Annotated in this window: 15 protein-coding genes; 13 read left to right on the forward strand and 2 right to left on the reverse strand. The window is 72.0% G+C overall.

The annotated features are described in order from the left end of the window. Positions 1-13 precede the first annotated feature (13 nt). The 12 genes from folB to EAE32_RS10805 all read left to right on the forward strand — a co-directional run bounded on the left by folB (position 14) and on the right by EAE32_RS10805 (position 11,810). Positions 14-424: a dihydroneopterin aldolase gene (gene folB / locus EAE32_RS10750; RefSeq protein WP_121845268.1), complete on the forward strand. Its 411-nt coding sequence runs from the start codon at positions 14-16 to the stop codon at positions 422-424. Continuing rightward, positions 421-945 carry a 2-amino-4-hydroxy-6-hydroxymethyldihydropteridine diphosphokinase gene (gene folK, locus EAE32_RS10755; RefSeq protein WP_121845267.1) on the forward strand — a complete coding sequence of 175 codons (525 nt, stop codon included), beginning with the start codon at positions 421-423 and terminating at the stop codon, positions 943-945. Before folB ends, folK begins: the two co-directional genes overlap by 4 nt. Next, positions 933-1,487 carry a DUF3180 domain-containing protein gene (locus EAE32_RS10760; protein WP_121845266.1) on the forward strand — a complete coding sequence of 185 codons (555 nt, stop codon included), beginning with the start codon at positions 933-935 and terminating at the stop codon, positions 1,485-1,487. Before folK ends, EAE32_RS10760 begins: the two co-directional genes overlap by 13 nt. Beyond that, positions 1,471-1,986, forward strand: coding sequence for a PH domain-containing protein (locus EAE32_RS10765; RefSeq protein WP_121845265.1), 516 nt, complete (start codon positions 1,471-1,473; stop codon positions 1,984-1,986). Before EAE32_RS10760 ends, EAE32_RS10765 begins: the two co-directional genes overlap by 17 nt. Positions 1,987-2,252: 266 nt before the next feature. After that, positions 2,253-3,788, forward strand: a complete 1,536-nt coding sequence (locus tag EAE32_RS10770) for a PH domain-containing protein (protein WP_243635692.1) — start codon at positions 2,253-2,255, stop codon at positions 3,786-3,788. A 98-nt stretch (positions 3,789-3,886) separates the two neighbouring features. Further along, entirely contained in the window at positions 3,887-4,909 is a 1,023-nt protein-coding gene (locus EAE32_RS10775) for a Rossmann-like and DUF2520 domain-containing protein (protein WP_121865155.1), read from the forward strand. A 2-nt stretch (positions 4,910-4,911) separates the two neighbouring features. Next, a complete protein-coding gene (gene panC / locus EAE32_RS10780; RefSeq protein WP_121865215.1) occupies positions 4,912-5,754 on the forward strand; it encodes a pantoate--beta-alanine ligase in 843 nt (280 codons plus the stop codon). Positions 5,755-5,778: 24 nt separating this feature from the next. Beyond that, entirely contained in the window at positions 5,779-7,311 is a 1,533-nt protein-coding gene (gene lysS / locus EAE32_RS10785; RefSeq protein ID WP_121865156.1) for a lysine--tRNA ligase, read from the forward strand. Positions 7,312-7,372: 61 nt separating this feature from the next. Further along, complete coding sequence (locus tag EAE32_RS10790; RefSeq protein ID WP_240625008.1) at positions 7,373-7,648, forward strand: hypothetical protein; 276 nt, start codon at positions 7,373-7,375, stop codon at positions 7,646-7,648. Between the two features lie 229 nt (positions 7,649-7,877). Next, positions 7,878-8,225, forward strand: coding sequence for a histone-like nucleoid-structuring protein Lsr2 (locus EAE32_RS10795; protein ID WP_121845261.1), 348 nt, complete (start codon positions 7,878-7,880; stop codon positions 8,223-8,225). 286 nt (positions 8,226-8,511) lie between these two features. Further along, a complete protein-coding gene (locus EAE32_RS10800; RefSeq protein ID WP_121865157.1) occupies positions 8,512-11,130 on the forward strand; it encodes an ATP-dependent Clp protease ATP-binding subunit in 2,619 nt (872 codons plus the stop codon). A 161-nt stretch (positions 11,131-11,291) separates the two neighbouring features. Continuing rightward, positions 11,292-11,810 (forward strand): amino-acid N-acetyltransferase, encoded by a 519-nt coding sequence (locus tag EAE32_RS10805; RefSeq protein ID WP_121865158.1) that lies wholly within the window; start codon positions 11,292-11,294, stop codon positions 11,808-11,810. Here EAE32_RS10805 and EAE32_RS10810 read toward each other — a convergent pair. Beyond that, a complete protein-coding gene (locus EAE32_RS10810; RefSeq protein WP_243635693.1) occupies positions 11,794-12,777 on the reverse strand; it encodes an HhH-GPD family protein in 984 nt (327 codons plus the stop codon). The genes EAE32_RS10805 and EAE32_RS10810 overlap by 17 nt on opposite strands. Before the next feature lie 25 nt (positions 12,778-12,802). On the opposite strand from EAE32_RS10810, the gene EAE32_RS10815 reads away from it, so the two are divergent. Then, entirely contained in the window at positions 12,803-13,537 is a 735-nt protein-coding gene (locus EAE32_RS10815) for a hypothetical protein (RefSeq protein ID WP_121865160.1), read from the forward strand. A gap of 286 nt (positions 13,538-13,823) precedes the next feature. Here the strand turns inward: EAE32_RS10815 and disA are convergent, their stop codons facing one another. Continuing rightward, on the reverse strand, positions 13,824-14,900 hold the full coding sequence (gene disA / locus EAE32_RS10820; RefSeq protein WP_121865161.1) for a DNA integrity scanning diadenylate cyclase DisA: 1,077 nt from the start codon (positions 14,898-14,900) through the stop codon (positions 13,824-13,826). Positions 14,901-15,054 lie beyond the last annotated feature (154 nt).

Genomic DNA, 15,054 nt, shown 5'->3' on the forward strand with positions numbered 1-15,054 from the left:
ACGGAGCACCAGCATGGACAGCCCTCACCAGCCGCCCCTCGACCGCATCACCCTCACCGGCCTGGGCGCCGTGGGGTACCACGGGGTGTTCGAGAAGGAGCGGCGCAGCGGCCAGCCGTTCTTCGTGGACCTCGTGCTGCACGTGGACCTGCGCCCCGCCGCCGCCACGGACGACCTCACCCTCACCGTGCACTACGGCGAGGTGGCGGAGATGGTGCGGGAGATCATCATCGGCACCCGCTTCCAGCTGATCGAGGCGCTCGCGGAGGAGATCGCCCGCGCCCTCCTCGCGAGTTTTCCGGCCATCGTCGCACTGGACGTGACCGTGCACAAGCCCAAGGCGCCCATCGACGTCACGTTCTCCGACGTGGCGGTGAGCATCTGCCGCACGCGCGCCGGCCTCCCGGATGGAGGCGCACGGTGACGGCCCGGTGCATCGTGGCCCTGGGCGCGAACCTCGGGGACCGGGTGGCCACCCTGCGCGCGGCCGTCCGGGACCTGGCAGGATCGCCCGGAACCACCGTGAGCGCGGTGTCGCCCGTGGTGGCCACCCGGGCCGTGGGCGGTCCGGGGGACTCCCCGGACTACCTCAACGCCGTGGCGGAGCTGCGCACGGAGCTCACCCCGGAGCAGGTGCTCTCCGTGTGCCAGGAGATCGAGAACCGGCACGGCCGCACCCGGGAGGTCCGCTGGGGACCCCGCACCCTGGACCTGGACGTCGTGAGCTTCGAGGGGGTGTGCAGCACGGACCCGCGGCTCGTGCTGCCGCACCCCCGGGCGCACGAGCGGGCCTTCGTGCTGCAGCCGTGGGCCCTGATGGACCCCGCGGCAGAGCTGGCCGGCGCCTCCGTGGCCGAGCTGGCCCGCGCGGCACCGGACCTCGCGGACCTGACCGTCACCCACCACACCCTGAGACCGGAGGAGGAGCCGCCGTGCGCTACCTGAACCTGCCGTCCCTCGCGGCGGCCGCCGCGGTGGCCGGGGCCGTGGGGTGGAGCCTCGACCGCGTGGCGGGCGGCACCGTCCAGAGCCTGCTGATCCTGCCGTGGCTCAGCCTGGTTGCGGAGCTCGGCGCGGCACTCGTGCTGGGCTACCTGGGCCTGCGCGTGCGCGCCTACCGGGACCCGCACAAGGGGAGCGGGCGGCGTCGTGATCCCGCCCGGCGCGCGCCGTACGACCCGGTGTGGGCCGTGGGCACCGCGGCGGCGGCGCAGGCCGTGGCGTTCTACGGTGCCCTGTGCGCCGGGTGGCACGCCGGGATCGGGGTGGAGCAGATCGCGCTGCTCGGCGTGCGCTCCACCCAGGAGCCGTTGTGGCTGTGCGTGGTGCACGTGGTCGCGGGCATCCTGCTGGCGGTGCTCGGGTGGATCGTGGAGAAATTCTGCAGGCTCCCTCCGGATGACCCGGACGCGGAGGAGGAGACCCCTTACGGTGGACGGCAGGATCCGTACGCCGCCGGAGAGGGAGGATATGCCCGCGACCACTGAGCTCAGCCCGCCGGGCCTGCAGTGGCGGCACGTGTCGCCCAAGTACCTGCGGGTCCGCCTGATCGGCGCCGTGATCACCACGCTCGTGTGGGCGGTGGTCGTCTCCGTGCCGCTCGTGCTGCACCTGCTGGGCACGTGGGAGGGGAGCGCACCGTGGTGGCTGTGGCTGCCCGCCGGCGTGGTGCTCGTGTGGGGCGGGGTCAACCTCTTCCTGGTGCCGCGCCGCGTGCGAGCCATCGGCTATGCGGAGGCGCCCACGGAGCTGTGGCTGCGCAAGGGGTTGTTCTTCCGCACGGTGACCGTGGTGCCCTACGGCCGCATGCAGTACGTGGACATCAAGACCGGGCCGGTGCTCAACGCGTTCGGGCTCGCCTCGGTCACGCTCCACACTGCCTCCGCGAGCACTGACGCCGTGCTTCCCGGGCTGCCCCGGGAGGAGGCGGACCGACTGCGCGAGCAGCTCACGGAGCGCGGGGAAGAGCACATGGTGGGGCTGTGACGGGCGGGGAGGAGACCCGTCCGGAGCTGCCCGCAGCCCCCTGGGAGAGGTCCGGGGGCGGAACCGCGGACCCCGGCACCCCGTCACCCCCGGCTGCGGCATCCGCCCCAGCGCCCCCGCCGGGCGGTTCCCCCTCGCCACACCGAGCGCCCTCGGACGGCCCGGGTCCAGCCGTCGCGCCCGGAGCACCCCAGTCCCGCGACGCCGCGGCCCCGGGCGGGGAGGTGGACGGCGAGTGGCACCGGGTCCACCTCCTCACTCCCTTCGTGCGCAGCTGGCTGCTGCTCGTGGCGCTGGTGTGGGGCTTCGCCAACACGTTCGTGGACGACGTCGTCTCGTCCTTCGTCAAGCACGAGCCGATCCAGGTGGACGTGGGCGGTGCGGTCCGCGTGGTCGGCGCCGGTCTCGGGCTCGCGGTGCTGTGCGGTGTGCTGGGGGTGCTGATCGGTTTGGGCCTGCTGTCCTGGTGGTTCACCCGCTATCAGATCACGGGCGAGCACGTGCGGTTTCGCAGTGGCTGGCTCTTCCGCACCCAGCGGCAGGCGCGCCTGGACCGGGTGCAGGGCATCGACGTGGAACGCCGGTTCCTGCCCCGCGTCCTGGGGCTGTCCTCCCTGAAGTTCGACGTGGCCGACGGCGGCTCCAGCGTGCTCGAGCTCTCCTACCTGGGACGTGACCACGCGCGGGAGCTGCGGAGCCAGCTCCTCGTGGCCGCCCACCGTGCCGCCGAGCGGCAGGAGACGGCCCGGGCGACGTCGCCCGCGGCCGTTCCGGACGCCGAGGCGGGCAGCGCCGGTGCAGACCCGGCCCCCGGCACCCGGTCCGGGCGCTCCCGCGAGGGCGTGGACGTCCGGGTGGCGCAGAAGTACGGGATCCTCAGCGAACGGGACGAGCTGCGGCGGGTGTTCACGGTCCCCACCGCCCGCGTGCTGCTCGCGCTCGTGTGCTCCCCGCCCGCCGTGGTGCTGCTGCTGCTCGCACTGCTCACGGCGGGTCTGTCCGTGTGGTTCCCCGAGGCGCTGGTCGTGGTGCTGCCCACGGCCGTCCCGCCCCTGCTGGGCGTGGTCTCCGGGCTGTACTCCCGGCTCGAACGCAGCTGGGGATTCACCCTGAGCGAGGTCCCCGAGGGCGTGCGGACCCGGTCGGGGCTGTTCAACGAACGCTCCTCCACCATCCCCACCGGCCGGGTGCAGGCACTGGAGGTCACCGCGCCGTTGCTGTGGCGGTTCTTCGGCGGCCACCGGGTCACGGTCACCACGGCGGGCAAGGGAGGGGCCGGTGGGACGGAGACGCTCGGCTCCGTGGTGCTGCCCGTGGGCACGTGGGAGCAGGTCCGCGACGTGCTGGAGCTGGTGCTGCCGCTGGAGCAGACCCCCACGGATCTTGTGACCGAGGGGCTCCGCGGAATCGGGGGCAGCGAGAACTTCACCACGAGTCCGCGGCGGGCGCGCTGGCTGGACCCGCTCACCTGGCGGCGCACCGGTTTCGCGATGGACGAGGCGGTTCTCGTCCTTCGGCGCGGACGACTCGCCCGCCACGCGAGCGTGGTCCCGCATCACAAGACCCAGTCCGCAGCACTGTCCCAGGGGCCTTTGGAGCGTCGGTTCGGGCTCAGCGACCTCTCGGTGCACGTGACCCCTGGCTCCGTGACCACGGCGGTGGCCCACCTGGATGTCGCGGACGCCCGTGCCCTGCTGGAGCGGCACACGCAGCTCGCCCGCGCGGCCAGGGCCCGGGTCGGCGCCCGCGCGCCCGAGCGGCCCTGGAGCACGGCGGCCCCGGCACCCGACACCGTGCGCTAGCCTGTGCGTGCCGTGGCCGCACGTGCTCCCGCCGCGCAGACCACCATCCCGTCTGCGGTGCGGGCGCGCCCGGCCGTTCCCCTGCAAGGAGTCTTCGCGTGTCCTCACCCAGTCACCGTCCCGGCCGTCTCGGCGTGGGAGTCATCAGCGCCGGAAAGGTGGGTGCGGTCCTGGGGGCCGCGTTGCGGGCGGCGGGCCACGCCGTGGTGGGGGTCCACGCGTCGTCGGCGCAGAGCCACGAGCGGGCCGCGGCCCTGCTGCCGGACGTCCCGGTGCTGGACGTGGAGACCATTGTGGAGCGCAGCGAGCTCGTGCTGCTCGCGGTCCCGGACGACCAGCTCCCGGGACTCGCGGCCGGTCTCGCGGCCACCGGTGCGTGGCAGCCCGGCCAGCTGGTGGTGCACACCGCGGGCCGTTTCGGCACGGACGTCCTGGAACCCGTTCGCTCCGCCGGCGCCATCGGGCTGGCCGTGCACCCCGCCATGACCTTCACCGGGCTGAGCATGGACCTGCAGCGGCTCGTGGACTGCAGCTTCGGGGTGACCGCCGCGGCCCCCGTGCTCCCCATTGCCCAGGCGCTCGTGGTGGAGATGGGGGCCGAGCCCGTCGTGGTTGCGGAGGCCGACCGCCCGCTGTACCACGCCGCTCTCGCCCACGGCTCCAACCACGTGATGACGGTGCTCGGCGAGGCCATGCAGATCCTCGGGGAGATCGGTGTGGAGCACCCCGACCGCGTGCTGGGCCCCCTCGTGCGCGCCACGGTGGACAACGCCCTGGCCTCGGGGGAGTCCGCGCTCACCGGGCCGGTGGCCCGCGGGGACATCTCCACCGTGGCCGCCCACGTCGCAGCGCTGCGCGAGCTCTCCGGTCAGGGCGGCGTCGCCCCGGGAGCGCACGCGGTCGACGCGGCCCGCGACGAGGACGGCGCCCGGGCGCCTGCCGCCGACGCGGCCCACGCGCCGTCGGAGGTGCGTTCCGCAGCGGGGGCCAGCCCGGGAGCGCAGCTGCTGGCCGGGTACCGGGCGCTGGGGCGGCAGACGGCGGCCCGCGCGGTGACCTCGGGCAGACTGGATGCCACGACGTACCGCGCGGTGCTGGCCGCGCTCGAGGACGAGGAGTGACCGTGGGCGAACCCGTGGTGTGCACCACCGTGGCAGGACTGCGCGAGGCGATCGCGCAGCGGGTGGCGGGCGGTGCCGAGAGCCTGGGCCTGTTGCCCACCATGGGTGCGCTGCACCGCGGGCACCTGGAGATCGCGCGGCGCACGCGGGCGGAGAACGACCTCGCGGTCGTCTCGGTGTTCGTGAACCCGCTGCAGTTCGGCCCGGGGGAGGACTACGAGAGCTATCCCCGGCAGCTGGAGCAGGACGTGGCGCTGCTGGCCCGGGAGGGCGTGGACCTCGTGTTCGCCCCGGACGTGCGGGAGATGTACCCGGACGGCACGCCCGTGGTGTCGGTGACCTCCGGAGCCGCGGGATCGATCCTGGAGGGCGCCACCCGGCCCGGGCACTTCGACGGCGCACTGACGGTGGTCAGCAAGCTCTTCACCATCATGGCCCCGGGCCCCGGCGTCCCGTTCCGCGCCTACTTCGGGGAGAAGGACGCCCAGCAGCTGCTGCTCATGCAGCGCATGGTGCGTGATCTCGACCACCGGGTGGAGATCCGCCCCGTGCCCATCGTCCGCTCCCCGGAGGGCCTCGCGCTGTCCTCGCGCAACCAGTACCTCTCCCCGGAGCAGGCCGGGCACGCGCTGGTGCTGCACCGCACGCTCAGCGCCCTCGCCGCCGGGGAGCTCACGCTGGAGCAGGCCCGACGCCGCGTGGCCGCCGAGCCCGACGTGCGCCTGGACTACCTGGTGACCGTGGACCCCGCGAACCTCGCGCTCGTGGAGCCCGCTCCCGGGACGCTCGCGCTCGTGGCCGCGTGGGTGGGGCCCACCCGGCTGATCGACAACATGCGGATCTGAGCGCGGACGGTATCCTGGTCCACTGTGACCGAGCAGCCTGAGACCACCGTTCCCGCCGAGCCCGCCAGCACCGATCCGGAGCTGAGCGCGCGCGAACTCAACGACCAGATGGCCGTGCGCGCCGCCAAACGCCAGGCCGCCGCGGACTCCGGCATGGAGCCGTACCCGGTGGACGTCCACCGCACCACCACCCTCGCCAGCGTGCGCGAGGAGTTCGGCCACCTGGAGCCCGGTGAGGAGACCGACCACGTGGTCACCGTGGCGGGGCGCGTGGTGCACGTGCGCAACACGGGCAAGCTGTGCTTCGCCACCGTGCAGGAGGGGGACGGCACCCGGCTGCAGGCCATGCTCTCCAAGGCCAATGTGGGGGACGAGGCGCTCGCGCAGTGGAAGTCCGTGGTGGACCTCGGGGACTTCGTGGCCATCACGGGCCGCGTCATCAGCTCCCGCCGCGGGGAGCTCTCCGTCATGGCGGACTCCTGGACCCTGGCCTCCAAGGCGCTGCGGCCGCTGCCCACCATGCACAAGGAGCTCAACGAGGAGACCCGGGTGCGCCAGCGCTACCTGGACCTGATCGTGCGCCAGGAGGCGCGCGACGTCGTCCTCACCCGCTCCCTGATCACGCGCACCGTGCGCCGCGTCATGGAGGAGCAGGGCTACGTGGAGATCGAGACTCCCATGCTCCAGCTGGTGCACGGCGGCGCGGCGGCACGGCCGTTCGAGACCCACCTCAACGCGTTCGACCAGGACATGACCCTGCGGATCGCCACGGAGCTCTACCTCAAGCGCGCCGTGGTGGGCGGGATCGACAAGGTCTTCGAGATCGGCCGGGTCTTCCGCAACGAGGGCGTGGACTCCTCCCACAGCCCCGAGTTCACCACCCTGGAGGCGTACGAGGCCTACGGGGACCAGTTCACGATGGCGGAGCGGATCAGGGAGATCATCCAGGAGTGCGCCCGCGTGCTCGGTGTGGAGGGCATCGACACCCCGCAGGGCCGCATCGAGCTGTTCGGCGAGTGGGCCTGGGTGCCCGTGTACCCGGGCCTGTCCGAGGCCGTGGGGCGCACCGTCACGCCCGAGACCCCTGTCGCGGAGCTGCGGGAGCTCGCGGCGGAACGCGGGATCGCCGTGAACCCCGCGTGGGATGCGCAGAAGCTCGTCATGGAGCTCTTCGAGGAGATCGTGGAGCCCACCCTGCTCCAGCCCACGTTCGTGTACGACTACCCGCCGGCCGCCCAGCCCCTCGCGCGTCCGCACCGCAGCCAGCCGGGACTGATCGAGGCGTGGGACCTCATCATCGGCGGCATGGAGCGCGGCACAGCCTTCTCCGAGCTCGTGGACCCCGTGGTGCAGCGGGAACGACTCGTGGAGCAGTCCCGGCTCGCGGCGGCCGGTGACGACGAGGCCATGCAGCTGGACGAGGACTTCCTGCGCGCACTGGAGCACGGCGCTCCCCCCATGGGTGGCCTGGGTCTGGGCCTGGACCGGCTCATCATGCTGTTCACAGATCTGGGGATCCGGGAAACCATTCTCTTCCCGCTCATGAAACCCGAGTGAGCCCCGCGCGGGCATTCCCGCGCCCAGGAACCGTCCAGTCCCGGAGAGGATCATCACCACCATGGAATACCTGGCAGTCTTCGCCCCCTCTCTCGGTGTGGGGGTGGTGTTCTACCTGATCATGCGGTGGTTGCTGCGCGGCGACAGGGCGGAACGCGGTGCCCAGAAGGACGCCCAGGAGGATGCCGAGCAGTGGTACCGCGCGGTGCAGGAGCGTGAGGGGGAGAACACCCCCTTCGGCAGCACGGAGGAAAACCCCCGCGCGCAGCGCGGCCTGGGACTGCGGGGCAGCATTCCCATTCGTGATTCATCCGAGGACCACAATCGCGGGAAATAGCCCGTGATGACATTCCTGCAATGCCGTGCAATGATGGACGCAGTGATTCAGCAATAGATCTCTCTCCCCGCGCGAACCGGGTATTCACCCCCGCGTTGATCCCAGCGGCATTTGCGGGAATACACGGTCCGGCAGCCGGGACGAGATCCTGTGTTTCACCTCACACCATTGACGTGCAAGTGCGCACAATTCGACGAGACAGCCCGCGGGGCGTTTGGAGGAGCTGACCATGGCTCAGACCGTGAAAATCATCCTGGAAGACGACATCGACGGTGGCGAGGCCAACGAGACCGTGCGTTTCGGCCTCGACGGCGGCCAGTACGAGATCGACCTCAGCTCCGAGAACGCCACCAAGCTGCGTGACGCGCTGCGCCCCTACGTGGCGGCGGGCCGCCGGGCCACGTCCTCCGCGAAGGGGGCCCGCAGCTCGGGGACCACCACGCGCCCGAGCCGCTCCGGCAACCCCGAGACCCCCAAGATCCGCGCCTGGGCCAAGGAGCAGGGCCTGCAGGTCTCGGACCGCGGCCGCATCCACCAGGACATCCAGGACAAGTACTACGCCGCCCACAACGGCTGAGGTCTCCCGCACGTCGCCCGGTGGAAGCACCGCGCGGCGCGCGGTGTGACACCCGGGCCGCCCGGGAATACCGCAGATCCTGCCGCACCGGCCGGAATGCGCCAGAGATGGCGCGTTCCGGCCGCTGCTGTTCCCGGCCCCGGATGGGAACGGTAATCGCGGCCCCGCCGCACCGGAAAACGCGGATATCGCTGAGAGCCGCACACCGTGCGCCAGTGGCGAACAGTGCCCATGGCGGCGAATCGGGTGCCTAGCATCGTGGGCAGAGATCAATGAAGGAGTATCCATGTTCGAACGCTTCACCGACCGTGCCCGCCGGGTGGTCGTGCTGGCCCAGGAAGAGGCCAGGATGCTCAACCACAACTACATCGGGACCGAGCACCTGCTGCTCGGCCTGATCCACGAGGGGGAGGGCGTTGCCGCCAAGGCCCTCGACTCCATGGGGATCACCCTGAGCGCCGCGCGGGAGCAGGTCCAGGACATCATCGGCCCGGGGCAGCAGGCCCCCTCGGGCCACATCCCGTTCACGCCCCGCGCCAAGAAGGTGCTGGAGCACTCGCTGCGCGAGGCGCTGCAGCTGGGGCACAACTACATCGGCACCGAGCACATCCTGCTCGGCATCATCCGCGCCGGCGAGGGCGTGGCCTCCCAGGTGCTGGTCAAGCTCGGGGCGGAGCCCGCCAAGGTGCGGGCCACGGTCCTGGAGCTGATCTCCGGCTACCAGTCCGGCAGCTCCGGTGGCGAGAAGGAGGCCGCCGGTGTGGGCGGCGGTGGCCGTGCGGAGGGCACCCCTGCGGGCTCCGCCGTGCTGGACCAGTTCGGCCGCAACCTCACGGCCGCGGCGCGCGAGTCCAAGCTGGACCCCGTCATCGGGCGCTACCGCGAGATGGAGCGCGTCATGCAGGTCCTCTCGCGCCGCACCAAGAACAACCCCGTGCTGATCGGCGAGCCGGGCGTGGGCAAGACCGCGGTGGTCGAGGGGCTCGCCCAGGCCATCGTGCGCGGAGACGTGCCCGAGACCCTCAAGGACAAGCAGCTCTACACGCTGGACCTCGGCTCCCTGGTGGCCGGTTCCCGCTACCGCGGTGACTTCGAGGAGCGCCTGAAGAAGGTGCTCAAGGAGATCCGCACGCGCGGGGACATCATCCTGTTCATCGACGAGATCCACACCCTGGTGGGCGCGGGTGCCGCCGAGGGCGCGATCGACGCCGCCTCGATCCTCAAGCCCATGCTGGCCCGCGGTGAGCTGCAGACCATCGGTGCCACCACGCTGGACGAGTACCGCAAGCACATCGAGAAGGACGCCGCGCTGGAGCGCCGCTTCCAGCCCATCCAGGTGGACGAGCCCTCCGAGGCCCACGCCGTGGAGATCCTCAAGGGGCTGCGGGACAAGTACGAGGCGCACCACCGGGTGTCCATCTCGGACGAGGCCCTGGAGTCCGCGGTCAGCATGTCCGCTCGCTACGTCTCGGACCGGTTCCTCCCGGACAAGGCCATCGACCTGATCGACGAGGCCGGTGCCCGGCTGCGCATCAAGCGCATGACGGCCCCGCCCGAGATCAAGGCCCTGGACGAGCGCATCGCGGAGACCAAGAGCGCCAAGGAAGCCGCGATCGAGGACCAGGACTACGAGAAGGCTGCCTCCCTGCGCGACACCGAGCAGAAGCTCATCGCGGAGAGGGACGAGAAGGACACGGCCTGGCGCGAGGGCGACGACCAGATCTCCGAGGTCACCCCCGAGGTCATCTCCGACGTCCTCTCGGCGTCCACGGGCGTGCCCGTGTACAAGCTGTCCGAGGAGGAGTCCGGCCGCCTGCTGCACATGGAGGACGAGCTGCACAAGCGCGTCATCGGGCAGAACGAGGCCATCAAGGCCCTGTCCCGCTCCATCCGGCGCACGCGTGCGGGTCTGAAGGACCCGCGTCGTCCCGGGGGCTCGTTCATCTTCGCCGGGCCCACCGGTGTGGGCAAGACCGAGCTGGCCAAGGCGCTCGCCGAGTTCCTGTTCGGTGACGAGGACGCCCTCATCACGCTGGACATGTCCGAGTACCAGGAGAAGCACACCGTCTCGCGGCTCTTCGGTGCCCCTCCGGGCTACGTGGGCTACGAGGAGGGTGGCCAGCTGACCGAGAAGGTCCGCCGCAAGCCGTTCTCCGTGGTGCTCTTCGACGAGGTGGAGAAGGCCCACCAGGACCTCTTCAACTCCCTGCTGCAGATCCTCGAGGACGGTCGTCTCACCGACTCGCAGGGCCGCGTGGTGGACTTCAAGAACACCGTGATCATCATGACCACGAACCTGGGCACCCGGGACATCTCCCGCACCGTTCCCGTGGGCTTCCAGGCCAGCGGTGACGCCGCCACGTCCTACGACCGGATGCAGGCCAAGGTGCAGGAGGAGCTCAAGGAGCACTTCCGCCCCGAGTTCCTGAACCGCGTGGACGAGATCATCGTGTTCCCGCAGCTGAGCGAGTCCGAGATCGTCCAGATCGTGGACCTGTTCGTGGCCCGGCTGCAGCAGCGGCTGCGCGAGCAGGACATGTCCATCACGCTCACGGACGAGGCGAAGAAGCTCGTGGCGAGCAAGGGCTACGACCCCGCCATGGGCGCCCGTCCGCTGCGGCGCACCATGCAGCGCGAGATCGAGGACCAGCTCTCCGAGCGGATCCTGTTCGGGGAGATCGCCTCGGGCGAGAAGATCACGGTGGGCGTCGAGGGCGAGGGCGACGCCGCCACGTTCACGTTCGCCTCCACGCCCATGTCCGAGCTGTCCGACGAGGAGATCCAGGAGATCGAGAACACCCCGACCCTCTCGGACCGCGACGACAGCCAGTCCGGCAAGGACGTCCCGCGGGCACCGCACACCGGCGGGGACACCGGCGGCGGGGCGGCCCAGGCGCAGGCCTGATCCCGCGGCGCTGACGCCCTGCCGAGGCGCGGGGCGCGGTCACGACGAGCGGGCGGCGTCGTCCACCACCACGGTGGACGACGCCGCCCGGTCGCGCATTCCGGGACGGCCTGCGGGCGCACGGGGCGGCGGGCACCGTGGCCCCGCGTACAGTCGGAACCATGGCTGAGATACGCATCCGTCCCGCGAGGACGTCCGACGTGCACGGCATCAAGGAGCTCGTGGCTCCCATGGCGGCCGAGCGCATCCTGATCACCAAGGACACCGTCACGTACTACGAGAGCATCCAGGAGTTCGTGGTCGCGGAGGACGAGTCCGGCACCCTGGTGGGCTGCGGGGCGCTGCACGTGATGTGGGAGGACCTGGCGGAGGTGCGCACCCTGGCCACGTCCCCGGCGGCACGCGGTCACGGTGTGGGAACGCGGATGCTACGCGAGCTGATGGCCCGCGCCGAACGGCTGGGGGTCAGCCGCGTCTTCTGCCTCACGTTCGAGGTGGGCTTCTTCGCGGCTCACGGCTTCGAGGTCATGGCCAACCAGGAGACGATCCCCGCCGAGGTGTTCGGCGAGCTGCTGCGCTCCCACGACGAGGGCGTGGCGGAGTTCCTGGACCTCGCGCGCGTGAAGCCCAACACGCTGGGCAACACGCGGATGATCCGGTCCCTCAGCCCGGGAGCCTGATCCCCGCCGGCTCCTCTGCCGCCAGACCGTCGGCCAGCAGCCCGGCCAGGGCCCGTTCTCGTTGCTCCGTGGGCGCATCCAGCCGCCACAGCGCACCGAGCCGTTCCACCACCACGTCCGGGGGCGCACTGTGCCCGGCCGCGAGCTGCTCGGAGCCGGCGAGGTCCGTGAGGAGCAGGGGCCTGGGCACGGGGTCCTGGGCGGCCCGCAGCACGGCCATCACGGCGCCGCGCACCTGGCGGTCGGTGCCCTGCCACGACTGGCCGCGGGGCTTCTCCGCCGCGGGCGGGCTGCCGGCGGCCACCCACGCGCACTCGTCCCGCACGGGACACTGCCCGCACCGGGGTGCCCGGGCGGTGCACACGAGCGCACCGAGCTCCATGACCGCCTGGTTCCACGCCACGGACCCGGCCACGTCCTCGGGCATCACGGCCTCTGCCAGCCGGTTCTCCGCCGCGGTCAGGGAGCGCGCGGGCAGGGCGTGGCCGGTGAACAGCCGCGCGTGCGCCCTGCGGATGTTGGTGTCCACCACGGTGTGGCGCTGCCCGAACGCGAAGACCGCCACGGCGGCCGCGGTGTAGGCGCCGATCCCGGGCAGGGCGAGCAGCTCGGCGTGGTCCTCGGGCACACGTCCGCCGTGGATGTCCCGGATGCGCTGGGCCGCCGCGTGCAGCCGCAGCGCGCGGCGGGGATAGCCCAGCCGGTCCCAGGCCCGCACGACATCCGCGGGACTCGCCGCCGCGAGGTCCGTGGGCTCGGGCCACCGCTGGAGCCACCGGGTCCACACCGGCAGCACCCGCACCACGGGCGTCTGCTGCAGCATGATCTCACTGACCAGAACGCCCCACGGGGTGCGGTCCGGGGCGCGCCACGGCAGGTCCCGCGCCTCGCGCCCGTACCACTCCACCACCGCCCGGTGCAGGCGCGGCAGGGATCTCGGAGCGGGGGTTTCGGCGTTCGGGTTCATCACCGTCCACGGTAGCCTGGAGCCCATGGCTTCCCACGGCTCCGAGCACCACGATCCGCGCACGTCCCCCGCTGACCGGGACCCGGAGACCCGGCTCCCGGACCACGTCTACCGGCGACGCCGCCTGGTGGCGCTCGCGGTGCTCGTGGTCCTGGTCCTCCTGCTCGTGTGGGGTGTGGCGGCCGGGGTGCGCGCGGTCACCGGTTCCGGAAGCGCTGACGACGCCGCGCCGCAGGCCGCCCAGGAACCGGCGGTCTCGCCCACCGCGGAGGCCGGACCGCAGGAGAAGTTCGGTGACTTCACCCCGCGCCCGGACCCCTCCGGATCCGCCTCCTCCTCCGGCTCGCCCGCGCCCAGCGCGAGCAGCTCCGCCGCCCCGGAGTGCGGGGCCGATCTCTCCGTGACCGCGTCCACGGACAGGGAGTCCTACCCGGCCAAGGAGCAGCCGGTTCTCGCCATGACCCTCGAGAACACCGGGGATCACCCCTGCAGGGTCAACGCGGGGAGCAGGAGCATGACCTTCACTGTGGTGTCGGGAGCGGACACCGTGTTCGACTCCCGCCACTGCGCCGCGGCGGGCGAGGACCGGAGCATCACCCTCAACGCGGGGCAGAAGGAGACCGCCAGGCTCCCCTGGAACCGGGGGCGCACGGCGGAGGGCTGTCCGGCGGGCCAGGGAGAGGCGCGCGCGGGCTACTACAAGCTCACCGCGTCCCTGGGGGACACCACGAGCGAACCCGCGGCCTTCGTCCTGGAGTGATCCACGGCGTCCCGGGCCCCGCGTCCGAGCGGTCCCACGCACGCCCGGCGCCTCGCCTGTGCGGCCCGACGCGTGCCCGGTCCAAGGTTTGCTCGGTCACATGCGCGTTCGGCCCGACGCCCGCCCGGTCCCGGGCGCGGAGGCACTGGCTCGTGGGGCCTCACCTGCCGAGCCGCGAGCCCTATGAGCCCTGCCCGCCGAGCGGCCGTGACGCTCAACTGCGCCCACTGAACCGCGGGTGAGTGCCGCCCGCCGGCAGCAGCGCCGGGGGAGATGAGCGGGGTGCTCACATGAAGCGGTCCAGCAGGCTCGTCTCAGCCATCCGGGACAGGGACTCGCGCACGGTGCGCGCACGCTGCTCGCCGATGCCCTCCACGGACATCAGGTCCTCCAGGTTGGCGGCCATGAGGGACTGGAGACCGTCGAACTGGGACACGAGCCGCTTGGCCACGGCACCGGGCATGGACTTGATCCCCTCCAGCAGCCGGTAGCCGTGGGGGTGCAGGTCCGTCTCCAGTGTGGCCTGGGGCCCGGTGAGACCCGCGGCCACCGCGACCTTCTGCAGGTCGATGAGCTCCGCCGGGGAGAGTTCCGCGAGCTGGTCGAGGCAGCCGGCGATCACCTCGGGGGCCGTGGCCTCCGGGAGGTAGTCCCGCAGCACCACGTCCGGGCCCGGTCCGTTGCCCGCCGTGAGCTCCTCGAGCTGCAGGGAGATCAGGCGGCCGTCCGCGCCGAGCTCCAGCACGTACCACGCGATCTCCTCGGAGATCCGGCGCACCATCTCCATGCGCTGCAGGGTGAGTGCCACGTCGCGGACGGTCACCGCCGCCTCGATCTCCAGGGCCGAGAGGCTGCCCAGTACCTGCTCCAGCCGGTTGCTGTAGTGCTCGAGGGTCTGCAGGGCCTGGTTGGCACGGGCCATGATGGCCTGGGAGCCCTCGATCGCGTAGCGGTGCTCGTTCTTGTAGATGGTGATCACGCTCATGGAGGCGCTCACCGAGATCACGGGCACCCCGGTCTGCTTGGCCGTGCGCTCCGCCGAGCGGTGCCGGGTGCCGGACTCCTGGGTGGGAATCCCCGCGTCCGGCATGAGCTGGACCCCGGCCTTGAGGATGCGGGTGGCGTCCCTGTCGCACACGATCGCCCCGTCCATCTTGGCGAGCTCGCGGAGCTTGGTGGGGGTGAAGTCGGTGTCGATGTCGAAGCCCCCGGAGCACAGCGACTCCACCGAGCGGTCGAAGCCCAGGACGATCAGGGCGCCGGTGCGGCCCCGGAGGATGCGTTCCAGCCCGGTCCGCAGCTCGGTGCCGGGGGCGACCCTGGCGAGGGTCTTGCGCAGGGCGCTTTCGCGAGAGTTCACCACGGCCTCATTCTACGGGCGGGCAGCGGCCGCACCCGCCGGCCCCACGGACTCCGACGGGCCGTGCCCGCACCAGCCCCGCCGGCCCGTACCTGGGCTCGACCCCTCCCGCCGACGCCAACCCGCCCCGGCCCGCCCGGGCACCGTCGCCGGTCCA

The organism is Kocuria tytonicola (assembly GCF_003687175.1).
Taxonomy (GTDB): Bacteria; Actinomycetota; Actinomycetes; order Actinomycetales; family Micrococcaceae; genus Kocuria; species Kocuria tytonicola.